This is a genomic window from Crocosphaera watsonii WH 8501, from assembly GCF_000167195.1.
Classification (GTDB): domain Bacteria; phylum Cyanobacteriota; class Cyanobacteriia; order Cyanobacteriales; family Microcystaceae; genus Crocosphaera; species Crocosphaera watsonii.
Genome location: NZ_AADV02000002.1, coordinates 90,476 through 107,431, shown reverse-complemented (window position 1 = coordinate 107,431; position 16,956 = coordinate 90,476). Strand labels below are relative to the sequence as shown.

13 protein-coding genes, 2 pseudogenes and 1 riboswitch are annotated in these 16,956 nt (G+C 38.0%); of the genes and pseudogenes, 4 read left to right on the top strand and 11 right to left on the bottom strand.

Annotation, left to right across the window (positions count from 1 at the left end; all coding sequences use genetic code 11):
• Positions 1–9 precede the first annotated feature (9 nt).
• From CWATDRAFT_RS04045 to CWATDRAFT_RS04030, 4 genes are all read right to left on the bottom strand, one after another.
• Positions 10–2,019, bottom strand: a complete 2,010-nt coding sequence (locus CWATDRAFT_RS04045) for a ribulose bisphosphate carboxylase small subunit (RefSeq protein WP_007303792.1) — start codon at positions 2,017–2,019, stop codon at positions 10–12.
• A 62-nt stretch (positions 2,020–2,081) separates the two neighbouring features.
• The gene (locus CWATDRAFT_RS04040) at positions 2,082–2,387 is read right to left on the bottom strand and encodes a EutN/CcmL family microcompartment protein (protein ID WP_007303791.1); all 306 of its coding nucleotides are present in this window, start codon (positions 2,385–2,387) and stop codon (positions 2,082–2,084) included.
• Between the two features lie 19 nt (positions 2,388–2,406).
• Complete coding sequence (locus CWATDRAFT_RS04035) at positions 2,407–2,742, bottom strand: carbon dioxide-concentrating mechanism protein CcmK (RefSeq protein ID WP_007303790.1); 336 nt, start codon at positions 2,740–2,742, stop codon at positions 2,407–2,409.
• A 63-nt stretch (positions 2,743–2,805) separates the two neighbouring features.
• Positions 2,806–3,117, bottom strand: coding sequence for a carbon dioxide-concentrating mechanism protein CcmK (locus CWATDRAFT_RS04030; RefSeq protein WP_007303789.1), 312 nt, complete (start codon positions 3,115–3,117; stop codon positions 2,806–2,808).
• A 372-nt stretch (positions 3,118–3,489) separates the two neighbouring features.
• Positions 3,490–3,585: riboswitch (TPP riboswitch) on the top strand.
• A gap of 7 nt (positions 3,586–3,592) precedes the next feature.
• Here CWATDRAFT_RS04030 and thiC point away from each other — a divergent pair.
• Both thiC and CWATDRAFT_RS04020 read left to right on the top strand, forming a co-directional pair.
• The gene (gene thiC, locus CWATDRAFT_RS04025) at positions 3,593–4,972 is read left to right on the top strand and encodes a phosphomethylpyrimidine synthase ThiC (RefSeq protein ID WP_007303788.1); all 1,380 of its coding nucleotides are present in this window, start codon (positions 3,593–3,595) and stop codon (positions 4,970–4,972) included.
• A 149-nt stretch (positions 4,973–5,121) separates the two neighbouring features.
• Positions 5,122–5,694 carry a Uma2 family endonuclease gene (locus tag CWATDRAFT_RS04020; RefSeq protein WP_007303787.1) on the top strand — a complete coding sequence of 191 codons (573 nt, stop codon included), beginning with the start codon at positions 5,122–5,124 and terminating at the stop codon, positions 5,692–5,694.
• On the opposite strand, the gene CWATDRAFT_RS04015 is transcribed toward CWATDRAFT_RS04020, so the two are convergent.
• On the bottom strand, positions 5,675–6,901 hold the full coding sequence (locus tag CWATDRAFT_RS04015) for a glycosyltransferase family 4 protein (protein ID WP_007303786.1): 1,227 nt from the start codon (positions 6,899–6,901) through the stop codon (positions 5,675–5,677). The genes CWATDRAFT_RS04020 and CWATDRAFT_RS04015 overlap by 20 nt on opposite strands.
• Positions 6,902–7,042: 141 nt before the next feature.
• A pseudogene (locus CWATDRAFT_RS04010) lies at positions 7,043–8,482 on the bottom strand (NF041680 family putative transposase).
• Positions 8,483–8,561: 79 nt separating this feature from the next.
• Here CWATDRAFT_RS04010 and CWATDRAFT_RS04005 point away from each other — a divergent pair.
• Positions 8,562–8,957 carry a hypothetical protein gene (locus CWATDRAFT_RS04005; RefSeq protein WP_007303072.1) on the top strand — a complete coding sequence of 132 codons (396 nt, stop codon included), beginning with the start codon at positions 8,562–8,564 and terminating at the stop codon, positions 8,955–8,957.
• 303 nt (positions 8,958–9,260) lie between these two features.
• A complete protein-coding gene (locus CWATDRAFT_RS04000) occupies positions 9,261–12,923 on the top strand; it encodes a choice-of-anchor D domain-containing protein (protein ID WP_007303784.1) in 3,663 nt (1,220 codons plus the stop codon).
• A 177-nt stretch (positions 12,924–13,100) separates the two neighbouring features.
• Here CWATDRAFT_RS04000 and CWATDRAFT_RS03995 read toward each other — a convergent pair whose 3' ends face one another.
• From CWATDRAFT_RS03995 to CWATDRAFT_RS03975, 5 genes and pseudogenes are all read right to left on the bottom strand, one after another.
• Positions 13,101–13,520, bottom strand: a complete 420-nt coding sequence (locus CWATDRAFT_RS03995; RefSeq protein WP_007303783.1) for a secondary thiamine-phosphate synthase enzyme YjbQ — start codon at positions 13,518–13,520, stop codon at positions 13,101–13,103.
• Positions 13,521–13,606: 86 nt separating this feature from the next.
• Positions 13,607–13,738, bottom strand: a pseudogene (locus tag CWATDRAFT_RS03990) (CysS/YqeB C-terminal domain-containing protein); the annotation flags it as partial.
• A 118-nt stretch (positions 13,739–13,856) separates the two neighbouring features.
• The gene (locus CWATDRAFT_RS03985) at positions 13,857–15,011 is read right to left on the bottom strand and encodes an NAD-dependent epimerase/dehydratase family protein (protein WP_007303781.1); all 1,155 of its coding nucleotides are present in this window, start codon (positions 15,009–15,011) and stop codon (positions 13,857–13,859) included.
• A gap of 148 nt (positions 15,012–15,159) precedes the next feature.
• Entirely contained in the window at positions 15,160–15,537 is a 378-nt protein-coding gene (locus CWATDRAFT_RS03980) for a DUF423 domain-containing protein (RefSeq protein ID WP_007303780.1), read from the bottom strand.
• 223 nt (positions 15,538–15,760) lie between these two features.
• Positions 15,761–16,951 carry a glycosyltransferase family 4 protein gene (locus tag CWATDRAFT_RS03975; protein WP_007303779.1) on the bottom strand — a complete coding sequence of 397 codons (1,191 nt, stop codon included), beginning with the start codon at positions 16,949–16,951 and terminating at the stop codon, positions 15,761–15,763.
• Positions 16,952–16,956 lie beyond the last annotated feature (5 nt).

Below are 16,956 nucleotides of genomic sequence, written 5' to 3'. Positions count from 1 at the left end.
TACAGATTATTATGGACGTTGGATGATGGTTTCTAAGACACGCCGTTTGGCTTGGCTATCAATACCAATCAAGCGGATATATTCCCCTTGATGCTCTGTTAAACAGGCTTCTAGAGCCGCAAGTACATCGGCTTCACGGTTGCTATCTATGGGAGAGCAACTTTGCCAAGACTTGGTACGGAAACGCCGTTTATTTGCGTGTTCTGTGCCAATTTTATAACCTTGCTTGAGTAACGAACTCACTTGGGAAACTATCTCGGTGGTTAAGTTCATGGTAGCAACACGACCATTGCCATTGCCATTGCCATTGCCATTGTCACGACTACTGCTGGCATAACTGTAACTTTGACCAGGGGCCGTCGCTGTGGCGGTTCTGGCTCCATTATTAGAAGTTTCACCAGGCCGTTGAATAATGGTTTCTACCACTCGTCTTTTAGCCTGAGTATCGATCCCAATTAAACGAACGTACTCCCCACTATGATCTACTAAACAGACCTCTAAAGCAGCAAGCACATCGGCTTCACGGTTGCTATCGATGGGAGAACAACTCTGCCAAGACTTGGTACGAAAACGACGCTTATCGGCGTGTTCTGTGCCTATTTTGTACCCTTGAGAGAGTAAAGAACGGACTTGTTGAGCAACATCAGCAGTTAAACCGCCACTGGCTACGGCTTCTCTGTTGGCTGCTCTGGGAGAGGCAACTGCACCATTACTCTGAATATTACCTGCTTGTCCTGGACGCTGAATAATGCTTTCTGATACCCGACGTTTAGCGTTAGGATCAACCCCGATCAAGCGGACATATTCCTGCTGGTGTTCGGCTAAAATGTTTTGTAATTGGTTAATAACATCGGATTCACGATTACCTTGAATGGAGGGGCCTGTTTTCCAAGATTTGGTCTGAAAACGACGTTTATTGGCATATTCTGTGCCAATTTTATACCCTTGATGTAGTAAGGCACGAACTTGGGAAGCAATATCATCTCCAACATTTCCATTGCCGTTGCTGGCAGCGGCAACATGGCCATTACTAGAGTTGTTTTTGGTGGTAGTAATGCGACTGGGTTCCCCTGGGGTGTCTTTTGGTCGTTGCACTATCACTTCGAGAACACGGCGTTTTGCTCCCGTATCAACTCCTAAGAGGCGAACATATTCCCCTTGATGCTGTTGTAGAAACCCTTCTAAGTCTCCTAAAACTTGATCGGCGCGACCACTAAAAGTCCCACCAGTTAACCAAGATTTTGTTTTAAAACGACGTTCATTAGCATATTCTGCCCCAATGGTATACCCTTGGGAAAGTAAGGAACGGACTTGAGCCACGATGTCTGAACTTAAACTCATACTTGTCACCGAATTTCTATAATCAGTCTGTTTAATGTCTTTTATAGACTGCCCTAACTGTCCACGAATGGGGGTAATACAAGCGTTGTTGGCGGCACATTGATATCCGATCCGCAACGCTTCGTTGACTTCCACTACATGATGGGCAAAGTGGCGATCGCTCTCTTGTACGTCAGGGAGGCGATCGGCTTGTTGTTGGTTAGTAATAACTGCACCAGAGGGGACGTATTTTCCTGGGGGAATCTCTACATCCTGAATCAAGGCGTGCATCATAATAACACAGCCTTCACCGACTCTAGCGTTAAATACGGTTGAGCGAAAACCGATAAAGCAGCCCTCACCAATATAAGCAGGTCCGTGGATCAGTGCCATGTGGGTAATACAGGCTTCTTTACCGATCCAAACTGAATATTCTTGGCCGTCATCTCCCATAACCCGCCCTTGTTCTAACCCATGAATGACAACACCATCTTGGATGTTTGTGCCTTCACCAATATAAAAAGGTGTGCCTTCATCGGCTCTGATGGAGGTTCCTGGGGCTATTAAGACATTGCCCTCTATCTCAACATCCCCGATCAGGTTAGAAAAGGAATGCACGAAGGCACTGTCATCAATTTGGGGTTCTGCGAGGGTTTGTGACCAGGGTGTTGGGGGTGCCGCCCTTTTGCGGACTACCATGACAATATTTGTCCTCCTCTTTGTAATTTATTATGAGTTTTTAGCTGACGTTGATGAAGGCTTTAACCTCGTTCTTCGTCTTTTTTGCTATACAGCCGACTATTTTCCACCGTAACCGTATCAATAATTCCTACTACCAACGCATCGAGAGGACGGTGTTCCATCCCATCGTCAACGCGAGCAGCACTGCCTCTTGATACCAATACCCACTCGTTGATTCCTGCACCGACTAAATCCCCGGCTACCTCGTAGTTAGGAAGCGGTTGTCCTTGGGCATCCATAAACTGAAGCAATAAGAACTTTGTTCCAGTTAAACTGCGGGTTTTGTAGGTACTGACAACAGTACCTCGAACTTTGGCAATTTGCATTATCTTGGAAAATGACTAATTATCCCCGTCGTAAAGGAGGGTTGACACTTTCACGGAATTGTTCTACTGCCTCGGTGTAACGAATAGGTAAGACATATTCGAGGTTTTCGTGGGGTCTAGCGATGATGTGGGTGGATAAGACTTGTCCACCGTTAACTCTTCCTGCGTTGTCAACACCGGCTGAGACTGAAGCTTGAACTTCGGAAACGTCACCCCGAACAATAACCGTAACACGACCACTCCCAATTTTTTCGTAGCCTACTAAGGTAACACGGGCCGCTTTTACCATTGCGTCTGCTGCTTCTACTACGGCAGGAAAACCAAGGGTTTCTACCATTCCAACTGCAATTGACATGAGTTTTTTCTCCTATGATTAATGGCTAATTGTTCTCTTGATCGCTCTTATGGGAAAAGACGGCTAATACGCTCGAAACTGCTCTACTTCCTCGGTGTAGCGAATGGGTAGAACGTACTCGAGGTTTTCGTGAGGACGGGCGATAATGTGGGTAGATAGAACTTCTCCCCCATTGACTCGGTTAGCGGCTTCGATCCCTGCGCCAACAGAGGCTTGTACTTCCGAAACATCACCCCGAACAATAACCGTAACACGACCGCTCCCAATTTTTTCGTAACCCACTAGAGTAACACGGGCGGCTTTTACCATCGCATCTGCTGCTTCTACCACAGCAGGAAAGCCCTTTGTTTCGATCATTCCAACGGCAATTGGCATTTTTTACTATCCTCCCTTTAAGGCCAAAACTGAACTTTATTAATGAGAAGCTACTAGAGGTTTTTTGTTAACCCTATGGGTTTCAACAACAGAAAAATTGTTTCTAGACCGAATAACTACTAAGCAAATAGATACATTTACCTAATATTTTGAGCATCTAATCTAACGTGAAACTTGATTCTTCTAGTGCTAAAGACTAGGGGAAAAATTTACACGGGAGTAGCTAACTTATTAACCTTCTATATAAACAATAGAGAACCTTGGCCCCTTTGACAATATAAATCGCAATGATATTTTCTAATCTAATGGTTAATGAAAGTTAATAGTTGGCCATTAAATGTAATCTGTTCATGGCTTTTGGTGTAAAATTGGACTCATAGCTAGGGGTGTCTGTGAAGCCAGGCTGAGAAAGACCCTTAGAACCTGAGACTGGGTAATACCAGCGTAGGGAAGCTGTTTATAGAGGTATCAAAGTATGAGAACACAATGGGTTGCCAAGCGACGGGGGCAAAGTAATGTCTCTCAGATGCACTATGCACGTCAGGGACTAATTACTGAGGAAATGGACTATGTGGCTAAACGGGAAGGTTTACCCCCGGAATTAATCCGCGAAGAAGTGGCCAGGGGACGGATGATTATTCCAGCTAACATCAACCACCCTAACCTAGAGCCAATGTGTATTGGCATCGCTTCTAAGTGTAAGGTTAACGCTAATATTGGGGCTTCTCCTAATTCATCTGATCTCGATGAAGAGGTGGCTAAACTAAATTTAGCGGTTAAGTATGGTGCGGATACGGTGATGGACTTATCCACCGGTGGGGGCGACTTAGACACTATTCGTAGTGCCATTATTAAAGCTTCTTCTGTCCCTATTGGTACGGTTCCTATCTACCAAGCAATGGAAAGCGTCCACGGTAATATGGATAAGCTCTGTGCTGATGATTTTCTCCATATCATCGAGAAACACGCCCAACAAGGGGTGGACTATATGACCATTCATGCAGGTATTTTGATCGAACACCTGCCTTTGGTGAGAAGTCGTTTAACAGGTATTGTCTCCCGTGGGGGTGGTATTATTGCTCGTTGGATGTTACACCATCATAAACAAAACCCTCTTTATACCCATTTTGACGACATTATCGAAATTTTTAAGAAATATGACGTTTCTTTCAGTTTAGGGGACTCTCTACGGCCAGGGTGTACTCACGATGCTTCTGATGAAGCACAGTTGGCGGAGTTGAAAACCTTGGGACAACTTACCCGTCGTGCCTGGGAACACGATCTACAGGTGATGGTAGAAGGGCCTGGCCATGTGCCGATGGATCAGATTGAGTTTAACGTCAGAAAACAGATGGAAGAGTGTTCTGAGGCTCCTTTCTATGTGTTGGGTCCTTTGGTGACTGATATTGCTCCTGGTTATGACCATATTACCTCGGCGATCGGTGCAGCTATGGCCGGTTGGTATGGCACGGCTATGTTATGTTATGTAACCCCGAAAGAACATTTAGGGTTGCCTGATGCAGAGGATGTCAGAAATGGCTTAATTGCCTATAAAATAGCAGCACACGCCGCGGATATTGCCCGTCATCGTCCGGGGGCCAGAGACAGAGATGATCAACTGTCGGAAGCTCGTTATAATTTCGATTGGAACCGTCAGTTTGAGCTATCTTTAGATCCTGAGCGTGCTAAGGAATATCACGACGAAACTTTACCGGCAGATATCTACAAAACCGCTGAGTTTTGTTCTATGTGTGGTCCTAAGTTCTGTCCCATGCAAACAAAAGTGGATGCGGATGCTTTGACAGAGTTAGAAAAATTCTTGGCTGAAAAAGACCGAGAAAAAGTGGCTAAATAAGGCAAAAACTTTAATGGGTAATGGATAATGGATAATGGATAATTAATGGGGTTCAACACCTTTCTCTAAAAATTGACAATTAATTTTCCTGTTGGTTTTATATCCTATATTCAACTTATCCATTGTTCATTGTTTAATGATTAATAATTATGCAAGCACAAGAAAAAAAATATTATACCCCTCAAGAATACCTGGAATTAGAGATTAATTCAGAAAATCGTCATGAATATATTAATGGAGAAATTGTTAGCGTGACAGGTGGAACTCCTAACCATAATCAAATTTGTCTTATTTTAAGTGGTTCTCTAAATTTTGCTTTGATGAAACAACCCTATCGGGTTTTTGTTGCTGATCAACGTATTTGGATACCAGAAAAGCGCATCTATGCTTATCCTGATGTAATGGTAGTTGAAGGTAAAATAAAATTACAAGAAGGAAGAAAAGATACCATTATTAACCCCTTATTTATTGCAGAAGTTTTATCAGACTCTACTAAAAAATATGATATTGGTGATAAATTTGCTGCTTATAGAACTATTCCTACTTTTCAAGAGTATATTCTCATTGCTCAAGATAAAATACATCTAGATCATTATTATAAAACAGAACCCAATAAGTGGATTTTTTCAGAATATGAAGGAGAAAATACTATCTTCTCCTTAACTTCTATTCCTTTTCAAATTTACCCCAGAGAAATTTATACTAAAGTTGATTTTCAATAAGATCATGATAGGAAGAATATAAGAGCCGATAATCATATTTTTTAGCAAATTGTTTGGCGTTTTCTCCCATTTCTTGAAGTTTATTTTCATCTTTTAATAGGTTAGCAATTAAAAGAACATATTCATCTAGGCGATCGCAGATAATACCTTCTTTGTCAGACTCCACAGGATAGCCCCTAAAAGCGACACTGGTTCCTAAAAGAACTTTTCCATAGGACATAGCTTCAACTGTCTTCAGAGAGGTTCCTGTGCCTGAGAGGAGGGGTGCTAGAATTAGGGTTGCATGATGATATAACCATGCCAAGTCTTGATCGCTGACTTTTCCGAGGGCAATAAAATTATTGTTTTCTTCGGGTTCCCAACAACTTCCCACCACAATAAACTGAAATGTAAAATCTTTAAACTGAAATGTAAAATCTTTGGCTATTTGCTGAATAACTTCCACTGCCTCTATATTGGGATCATGGCGACTACCTACAAATAAGCAAAAGGGTTTTTCTATAGTCTTAAATGGTGAATCTTCTCTTAATTTTTCGTCACTACATTCCTCTATATTAGCTGGGTTAGGAACGAGTATAGAAGATAGTTTATGCTGTCTTAAAAAAGATTGATTATCTTGAGAAACAGAGATAAGATGATCCCCTTGTTTCAAAGCTTTAATTTCTTCGGCTAAAGCAATCTTTCCTATTAAGGTATTTTCGTCAAGTTGTTGAACTAATATATCATGTGCTGTGATAATTAATTGAGTTTTAGATTGATGACAAATATCTCCGACAGTTGAACCCCAAAAAGGATATTCTAATATCACTGTATCTGCCCATTCTGTTAATTTTTTAACCCAATTAATAAATCCTAAATCGAAACGATATTGATAATATATCCAAGGTAACCAATGCTCAGATTCTTGGTTATTTTCTAAAGTATCACTATTAGAATTTAAAACATCATACCAAGATTGATAAGCATCTTTATAGATATCATTCACTAAACAATAATCTTCATAAGCTTGTTGATAATAGGTATAGTGTACGCCATCTTCTCTAAAGTCTTTAGCATCCCCTGTGGTGAATAACCAAACTTGATAAGATTGTGATTTGAGATAATCAATGAGTAGACCAACTCGTTTACTTGCCCCACTTTTTCGCTCTAAAATATCTCCCCAAGGATATAAAATAGCGACTTTTTTACCTGTTGTATTTAAGAGCATAGCCCGATCATCATTGGACTTTGGACAAAAAAAGTTTGTTAGCGTATATTTTACGCTGAACTAAAATCCCAAAATATCGGCTCTGTATCAGTCAATAAAATTGGCTGACAAATAGGGCTAATCTATAGATTCTGAGGAAAACTAAGGAGCTTTTAAGTTTTCAGTTGATTTTTTGCTCCCTTTCTTGATAACATCATGACGAGTTCGTGGGGCTTTTTTGTAACCTTTAATACGTCCGGAAGAAAAACCTCGACGTTTGGGAAATTTGGCGAAAGTCCCCAAGGTCGTAATTATTCTTGAAAAGTCTCTTTGAACTAGACTAGGGGTGATTTTGATGGATTTATTAGTCTTCAAATACTGTTCCCAATCACGGGGTAAAACCACAGCTAATTTTCTGGCAGCCCACAAATTTACATAAGAAAGAAGTGTTAGTTTAAACCAATTTTCTTCATGATGTACATCGGGAGTTAAATAAGATGTCATCAATAATCTTTGTTTACCAAATCGAAAAAGATGTTCCATGTCATAACGTTGTCGATAACACTGATAACAATCAACTAAACTTAACTCATCGCGCCGAGAACCAATAACAATAAGCCACATAGGTTTCCAAATACTATTTCTTTCTTGATCTCTGACAACAATCTGGAGTAAAGTAAAGGGGTGATTGTTCATTTTATAGTTTTTAGTTCCTCTCATTAACATCTGTTTCCATCCCGAAATAGTCACTGTTAATTGACGACCTTTTTTCGTTGTAAAGGGAACATGATGAACTTCATCAGGTTCAGCCCAAGTTTGGTCATCTTTAAGGTCAAATTTATCCCCATACCAACGGGGATGTCCCGAAGTTTTGGCTTGATTTGGGTCCCGAATAAATTGACGATAAAAAACTCGGTCACTTCTAACTCTTGTAATAGTAACTAGGTCTTCATGCTTAACTTGTTCCCCAATAAAATCCTTTTGGCTGTAGTCACTATCAGCCACTAAGACAGATAATTTATCAGAAAATAAAGAACTTTGCCAGATTTTTTTTAGTTGTTGATTGCCTTGATTTACTCCTTTATGTTTAGAGGGGACTCGCTCTCCTGATAAGGGGACAGCCCAAGGGACTTTTTCTGTGTCTATTTGGTCAGGTAAAGCGCAGACAACGGAATAACAATGTCCAATATTAATGGGTTTATTTCCCTTAATTGGATTGGGGTAATGAATAAAGGTTTTATCCGCTAACGTTTCGGCAAACCGTCGTGGACAGGGAGTTGTGTCAATACCAAATAAGTTATAATGTTTTGAAGTGGGAGGAATTGTTCTCGATACCGCTGAAAATAAAGTCTCAATTCTCTGTTCATAATTAGGGTCAGTTTGAGTGGGTAAAAACTATTGAATTCCTCTATATAAACTGTTATAATCTCTTCTAAATAAAGGATTGAGAGACAATTCAACGACTGAGTGAGCTTGTTGGTTACTGGAGAGGGCATCGAGTAATTCTATAATAGTTTCTTTTCTAGCTTTTAGTCCTTGGAAGAGGTTAGACCTCCACACCAGGAATTCCTCGACAGACGTAGCCGTTTCATTTTTGGTCATTTTTAAAATTTATTACCTTATAAATTAGCGGAATATATAAGCTAACATCAAAAGAGGTTGTTTGTTACAGTTAAGGCTAATGTCATCACATTCCGAACTTAAGACCAGTCAAGATGTCCACCTGAGAGCCAAACAAATTAAGAGTCTAATTCGCTCTCTTAAACAGAAAATAAAGAAAATTGAACGGGAAGGGGAAGTAGCACCAGCTAATTGTCATATTATTCGTTATCAGGTTAATGGAAAGGGAACAATCTACTGGTATTACAAACTACAGGCTGCTGAATCAATTTTTCCTATGGCCACTAATAATGAGAAAAAAACCAAATATAAATATTTAGGACGAGCCGGAAGTTCTGCTCATATTGATGCTGTAGAAAAACTCACTAGAAGAAATCTCATTGATGAATTAGAACGAGTCATTCAATCTCTAACTGAAAGCTACTTAGATATCTATATTGGAACCGAAACTGAATGAAGCTATTTAATATTTAAAATCCCCTAAAAAGATGGAAAGAGAGTTTTTAAAATCACCTTAATTCTCTATTTTAGCTCTGGAGATATGTTTAGCGTAAAATTTACGCTAACAATTGTTTTTTATCCAAAGTCCAATCCCTAAATGGTCTAAATTTTTAACTTGTATTTCTTCTAAATAAGACATTTTTCGCTCTTTTTTTACAGAGGAAACAACTTAAGCAATTATCCCACTTTTTTGTCTTCAAGAGCTTAAGCAATTATACTTAATTATTAACCCCAGGCTTGTAGTATTTAATGCTAGTTTTTGAAGTGCGGAATCTGGGTTAGAAATAAAGATGGTAAAACCTTTGATTATGAAGAAAATGTCAATGGTAATCGTTTTGATGTGACGATTGAAGTTGATGAGCAAGGGATTGGTAATACCCCTGATGTCTCATTCACTGAAACCGTATTTATTTATAATCTAAATGAAGCTCCAACAGATATTCTTTTTGATAATTTATCAATTGATGAAAACAATATTGGTGGTGTCATTAGCAATTTATCTGTTGTTGATGAAGATCACAATGAAACATTTACCTATCTACAAGTTTATACCAAGGAGAAAAATGGTAATGGCTTTATTCCTGATAACCGTTTTGAAATAACTAATAATCAATTAAAGCTTAAAGCAGGTCAAGCTTTGGATTTTGAAAATGAATCTGAAATAACATTTTACCTTACCGTCAGAGATAGTGGTAATCGCTCTTATTTTGAAGAGATAACCATTGGTGTAAATGATGTCAACGAATCTCCAACCAATATTACATTAGATAATGAATCAGTCAATGAAAATGCAACAGGTGCAGTCATTGGTAATCTTGATACTAGTGATGTTGATAACGAATATACGTTTACTTATACTTTAGATGACGATCGCTTTGAAGTGGTTAATGGACAGTTAAAATTAAAATCAGGGGAATTCTTAAACTTTGAAAATGAATCATCTGTTAATATTAATATCACAGCAGAAGATAGCGGAAACCTAACCTATAATAAACTGTTTACTATCACTGTTAATGACATAAATAAACCCCCAACAAATATTACGTTAGACAATCAATCAGTCAATGAAAATGCTAGTGGTGAAGTGATTGGTAATCTTTCCGTTACCGATGTGGATAATGGTGACACATTTACTTATACAGTTAATGATAATCGCTTTGAAGTAATCAATGGACAATTAAAATTAAAAGCTAATCAAGCATTAGACTTTGAAAATGAGCCGTCTATAAACATTAACATCACAGCAGAAGATAGCGAAACTCTCACCTATAGTCAACCATTTACTATCACGGTTAATGACATAAATGAAGCCCCAACAAATATTACGTTAGACAATCAATCAGTCAATGAAAATGCTAGTGGTGAAGTGATTGGTAATCTTTCCGTTACCGATGTGGATAATGGTGACACATTTACTTATACAGTTAATGATAATCGCTTTGAAGTAATCAATGGACAATTAAAATTAAAAGCTAATCAAGCATTAGACTTTGAAAATGAGCCGTCTATAAACATTAATATCACAGCGGAAGATAGCGAAACTCTCACCTATAGTCAACCATTTACTATCACGGTTAATGACATAAATGAAGCCCCAACAAATATTACGTTAGACAATCAATCAGTCAATGAAAATGCTAGTGGTGAAGTGATTGGTAATCTTTCCGTTACCGATGTGGATAATGGTGACACAGTTACTTATACAGTTAATGATAATCGCTTTGAAGTAGTAAATGGACAATTAAAATTAAAAGCTAATCAAGCATTAGACTTTGAAAATGAGCCGTCTATAAACATTAACATCACAGCGGAAGATAGCGAAACTCTCACCTATAGTCAACCATTTACTATCACGGTTAATGACGTAAATGAAACCCCAACAAATATTACGTTAGACAATCAATCAGTCAATGAAAATGCTAGTGGTGAAGTGATTGGTAATCTTTCCGTTACCGATGTTGATAATGGTGACACATTTACTTATACCATTGATGATAATCGCTTTGAAGTAGTAAATGGACAATTAAAATTAAAAGCTAATCAAGCATTAGACTTTGAAAATGAGCCGTCTATAAACATTAACATCACAGCGGAAGATAGCGGAAATCTCACCTATAGTCAACCATTTACTATCACGGTTAATGATATAAATGAAGCCCCAACAAATATTATATTAGACAATCAATCAGTCAATGAAAATGCTAGTGGTGAAGTGATTGGTAATCTTTCCGTTACCGATGTGGATAATGGTGACACATTTACTTATACCATTGATGATAATCGCTTTGAAGTAGTAAATGGACAATTAAAATTAAAAGCTAATCAAGCATTAGACTTTGAAAATGAGCCGTCTCTGAATATTAACATCACAGCGGAAGATAGCGAAACTCTCACCTATAGTCAACCATTTACTATCACGGTTAATGATATAAATGAAGCCCCAACAAATATTATATTAGACAATCAATCAGTCAATGAAAATGCTAGTGGTGAAGTGATTGGTAATCTTTTCGTTACCGATGTGGATAATGGTGACACATTTACTTATACCATTGATGATAATCGCTTTGAAGTAGTAAATGGACAATTAAAATTAAAAGCTAATCAAGCATTAGACTTTGAAAATGAGCCGTCTATAAACATTAACATCACAGCGGAAGATAGCGGAAATCTCACCTATAGTCAACCATTTACTATCACGGTTAATGATATAAATGAAGCCCCAACAAATGTTATATTAGACAATCAATCAGTCAATGAAAATGCTAGTGGTGAAGTGATTGGTAATCTTTCCGTTACCGATGTGGATAATGGTGACACAGTTACTTATACAGTTAATGATAATCTCTTTGAAGTAGTAAATGGACAATTAAAATTAAAAGCTAATCAAGCATTAGACTTTGAAGATGAGCCGTCTATAAACATTAACATCACAGCGGAAGATAGCGAAACTCTCACCTATAGTCAACCATTTACTATCACGGTTGATGACGTAAATAAAACCCCAACAAGTGGAATAATTCATATTAAGCAAAGAAACAACGATATATCTAATAAATCAACTTTATATCTTGGTAAAATCAATGTAAATTCAGGTATGGTTAGTCAAATTTTAACGATTAAAAACATAGGAAATGCCGACCTAAATATTACTAATATGGCTATTTCGGGAGCAAATGCTTCTGACTTCAAAATCACATCACCAACCATTAATACTCTATCGGCTGGAAGTACAACTACAATTACTATTGAATTTAAACCTGGAGGGATTCAGTCTAGAATGGCCACTTTAATTATTAATAGTGATGACCAAGACGAAAGTACCTATAGCATAAACTTAATTGGTCAAGGAATGACAAACAGAAATATTGTTGCAACCGATAAAGATGATCAAATAAATAACTTAGGGGGGAATATTAAAATTGATGCGGGTGCTGGAAATGATACGGTTTCAGGGGGACAAAAAGGAGAGTTGATTCGTTCAGGAGAAGGAGATGATTGGGTGAATAGCGGTAGAGGAAATGATCGAATCTATGGAGATGAGGGTAATGACCACATTCTGGGAGGAATTGGCCGTGATTACCTTCGTGGTGGTGATGATAATGACTCTCTGTTTGGTAATGAAGGAAATGATTACTTAATTGGAGATTCTAGTGATGATTATCTTGATGGTGGAGAAGGAAGTGATCGTCTACGTGGTGGTACAGGGAATGATACCTTTGTGTTGTCTAAAGCACAAGGAACAGATTTAATTCTTGATTTCAATCCCGAAGAAGATCAATTTGAATTACAAGATTTACAAGTCAGTGATCTCTCGTTTGATACTGATAGAATGTTTGGATTAATTAAAGTTGATAACAAAATTATTGCCAAAGTGCGTAATATCAGCGGGGAGCAATTACGTTTATATTTCGGCGTTTGAGTACAGGGTAAACCCATCTAAAATATGGGTAGTGTTGCAAAAACAGGCGATCGCGTAGTTCCTCATCATAACTTTTGACACTCCCAAAACGGTATGATTTGTATAAAAACTTAAATAAATTATTTTGAAATACAATTTTTTTATGCGACATTTGCAATGGTATTATGCGATCGCCGCTTAGTCACCATTAATATGAATAACAATCTCTCGGTGATGACTACGTTGACGGTGTTCCCAGAGATAAATACCTTGCCAAGTTCCTAACACTAATCTACCATTAGAAACAGGTATTTGTTCCGAAGTTTTTGTTAACATAGAACGAATATGAGCCGGCATATCGTCATCACCTTCGGCACTATGAATATACAGTTTAGAATCTTCAGGGACTAGCTTAGAAAAGAAGTTTGCTAAGTCTACTAAAACATCGGGATCAGCATTTTCTTGAATAAGTAAAGAAGCGGAAGTATGGCGCACAAAAATAGTACATAAACCCGTTGAAATTCCTGATTTACTAACAACATTTTCAACGTCACGGGTAAGACGATGAAAATCTTTTCCTCTTGTCTGAATGCTTAATAACTGCTGATAATTATTCATAAAAAGTTCAATCCTAATCAACTCAAAAACAATAAATTTCTTCCCACACTCCCCAGTCTCCCCGTCCCCCAGTCACCCAGTCTCCCCTAACTACGGTGCCAAGTTGTCACCCCTCCAGGTTGATCCACTAATATAATACCTTGTTCTTTTAACTGATCTCGAATGCGATCGCTTTCAGCAAAATTCTTATTTTTTCTGGCTTCTTTTCTTTGTTCAATGGTGGTGAAAGGTTCTTTTTTGCGGGTTAAGGTATTGTATAGAGTTAGTGTCATTTGCTACTTTGATGAAATTCAGTTATGAGGTGGGTAAATGACCACCCCATAACTGAATAAGCAATTATTTCCGATGCCAAGAAACTGTAGGTAAAATCTGCTCTTTGTCAACCCTTCCTTTGTATTTTTCAGCAAAATTTAACAAAGAATCCAGAAGAGAATCAGACAGATAATGGGGTTGTAAACCTAAATCTAATAACTTAGTATTCTTAGCGTTAAAATAGTGTTCATCTAATTCAACCCTGGGGTTATCTAAGTTATCAATTTCCACTTTTAAGCCGATCGCTTGTCCCGCTTTTTGTACCATTTCAGCTAAGTCTTTAATACTGAATAGTTCAGTAAATTGGTTAAAGACACGGAATTTTCCTTCTTCAGCAGGATTTTTAATGGCAATATCTATACAGCGTACTGTATCACGAATATCCAAGAAGCCTCTGGTTTGTCCACCTTTACCATACACCGTCAAAGGATGACCGATCGCAGCTTGAATACAGAAACGGTTCAACGCCGTACCAAAGACACCATCATAGTCTAGACGGTTAATGAGCATTTCATCCATACCCGTTTCTTCAGTCAATACCCCATAAACCACCCCTTGGTTTAGATCAGTGGCTCGTAGCCCCCAAATTTTGCAAGCAAAATGGATATTATGACTATCGTGGACTTTACTCAAATGATAGAAACTACCGGGTTGTTTGGGATAGGGTAAAGTATCTTTGCGGCCATTGTGTTCAATGGTAATGTACCCTTCTTCGATATCAATGTTGGGTGTCCCATATTCTCCCATTGTTCCCAGTTTAACGAGGTGAGCTTCTGGGAAGTCTTCTTTCATGGCGTAGAGAATATTCAGGGTTCCCACCACATTATTAACCTGGGTAAATACCGCGTGTTCCCTATCGATCATAGAATAAGGTGCCGATCGTTGTTCTCCAAAATGGACGATGGCCTCTGGTTCAAACTGCCGTAAAGTTTGACTTAAAAAACTATAATCAGTGATATCCCCCACAAATAAGTCAATGGTTTTCCCTGTCAACTCTTGCCAACGTTTAATGCGTTTTTGAATGGGGGCGATGGGGGTTAGGGTATCTACTCCTAGTTTAGAGTCCCAATAACGTCGACTTAAGTTGTCGAGAATACCAACGTCATACCCTTGGTTGGAAAGATGTAGGGCGGTTGCCCAACCACAATAACCGTCACCGCCGATAACAATAACTTTCATACTGACTCTAATAAATAACTTTGCTGATCTCAGGCAACAGTAACAAGTTTTGGGACTGCCTAGACCATAGAATATCAAAACTTTTGTGCCTAATAGGTCAGTTTATCATCTTAGAGGGAACAGTACCGTAAAAATATGTAATTTTAATTTACTTTATCCCCCAAGCTGCGATCGCCAAACTTAGCCAACCTATGATCAAGGCCGCCCCACCGATAGGAGCGATCGCCCCCAACCATTTGATCCCTGTTAAACTAAGGGCATAAAGACTGCCTGAAAATATTAAAATACCGATAATAAAAGCATATCCTGCACCAACCATAGTTATTGGGGTATTTTCTTGGCTATTTAACAGTAAAGCCACCAAAATTAAAGCTAAGGCGTGATACATTTGGTATTTTGTCCCTGTCTCGAATATTTCTAGAAAGCGATCGCTTAGTCTATCCTTCAAAGCGTGACTAGCAAATGCACCTCCTGCCACGGATAAACCAGCTAAAATTGAACCGATAAAGAGAAAAATTTTGACCATATCCTATTTCATTCTTTTAGTAGCTTAAAATATACTTCTACTAAGATAACATGATTTTCAAGAATTTTTTGTCTACTTTCAGTTGATAAAAATAAGTTACTGTTTTTATTCTGCTTAAGTTGACGTTTCATATTATTAATGGCAAAGTTTTTTGTGGACTCATTAGGTAAACCATAGGTAAAGAAAATATAGGGTTTCTCATGATATAATGTTTTGGATAAACTCAGTTAGCTAACATATAACTAACTGCTTGTTGATAGCGTTGAATTTGTTGTTTTCTTGAAAAATTATCCCAGTATTTCTGTTGAGCATTTTCAATTATACAATCAATATTATTCAACTCATTTTTCCAAGCATGAAAAGCTGATACAAGACTAGGGGTATCTGTTGGGGAGAATAGAAAACCTGATTTGCCATTTTCGATTAATTCTGATACCCCATCTACATCTGAAGCAATAACAGGAGTCCCTAAAGCCATTGCTTCTAAGATAACTCTTGGCATCGCTTCTGCCCTTGAAGGTAAGACTAAAACATCTGCTCCATAGATAAACTCCAAAGCATTCTCTTTTGGACCTAAATATTCCACATGCTCTCCCCAATCATTAGAAGCAATTTTATTAAGTAAAGAGTTTGTCCAATTTTTGTCATAACAGGTTTGTCCGATCAAATATAACTTAAGATTAGGTATGATAGAAAGTATTTCTGGAAAAACATCTATGAGAATATCCTGTCCTTTTCGGGGCTGGAGACTAGCAACACAAACAGCGACTAATTCATTTTTTGGAAATCCCAATTTTTCTCTTATAGTTAAACGATTTTGGACTCTAAGTTGTTCTACTAAATCTTCTCGACAACAATTAGGAATATATAGTAGTTTGTTTCCATTGAGATCAGCTAATTTAGCCCATTCATCTCGACAATGAGATGAAACAAACATCAAGTATGAGTAGTTTTGAATATCCCCAATTACATGCTCTAAAGAACGAGGATGAGGTTGTTTAAAATGTCGAGGGGATTCACGAACAATTAAAACTGATTTGGGGTTAGTTGCCAGATTCTTTCTAATTGACATCCACATTTTATGACTTGCTAAACTATTTATGACACAAAGATGAGGATATAAATTTTGGATTTGACTAAGAAAATTTTGATAGTTATTTCTCTTTTTTAGATACTGTAAAATTCGGCGAGGTAAAGTGCGCTTAATCCCTTTTTGAAAAGGCACTTTATGACAATAATCTATTAAAGTTGGTACATTCTTGGAAAAGTGAGTTATGTTAGGAAGAATCATATTGGCCTCTTTGGTGCAAACCGTAACAGATTTGTCGTTTTCTAATAAAGCTACTAAAACATCAATACCTGATTGACCTACACCATTCAAAGCAACTAAATTTTCAGAAACGTAAAGAATCATTTTAA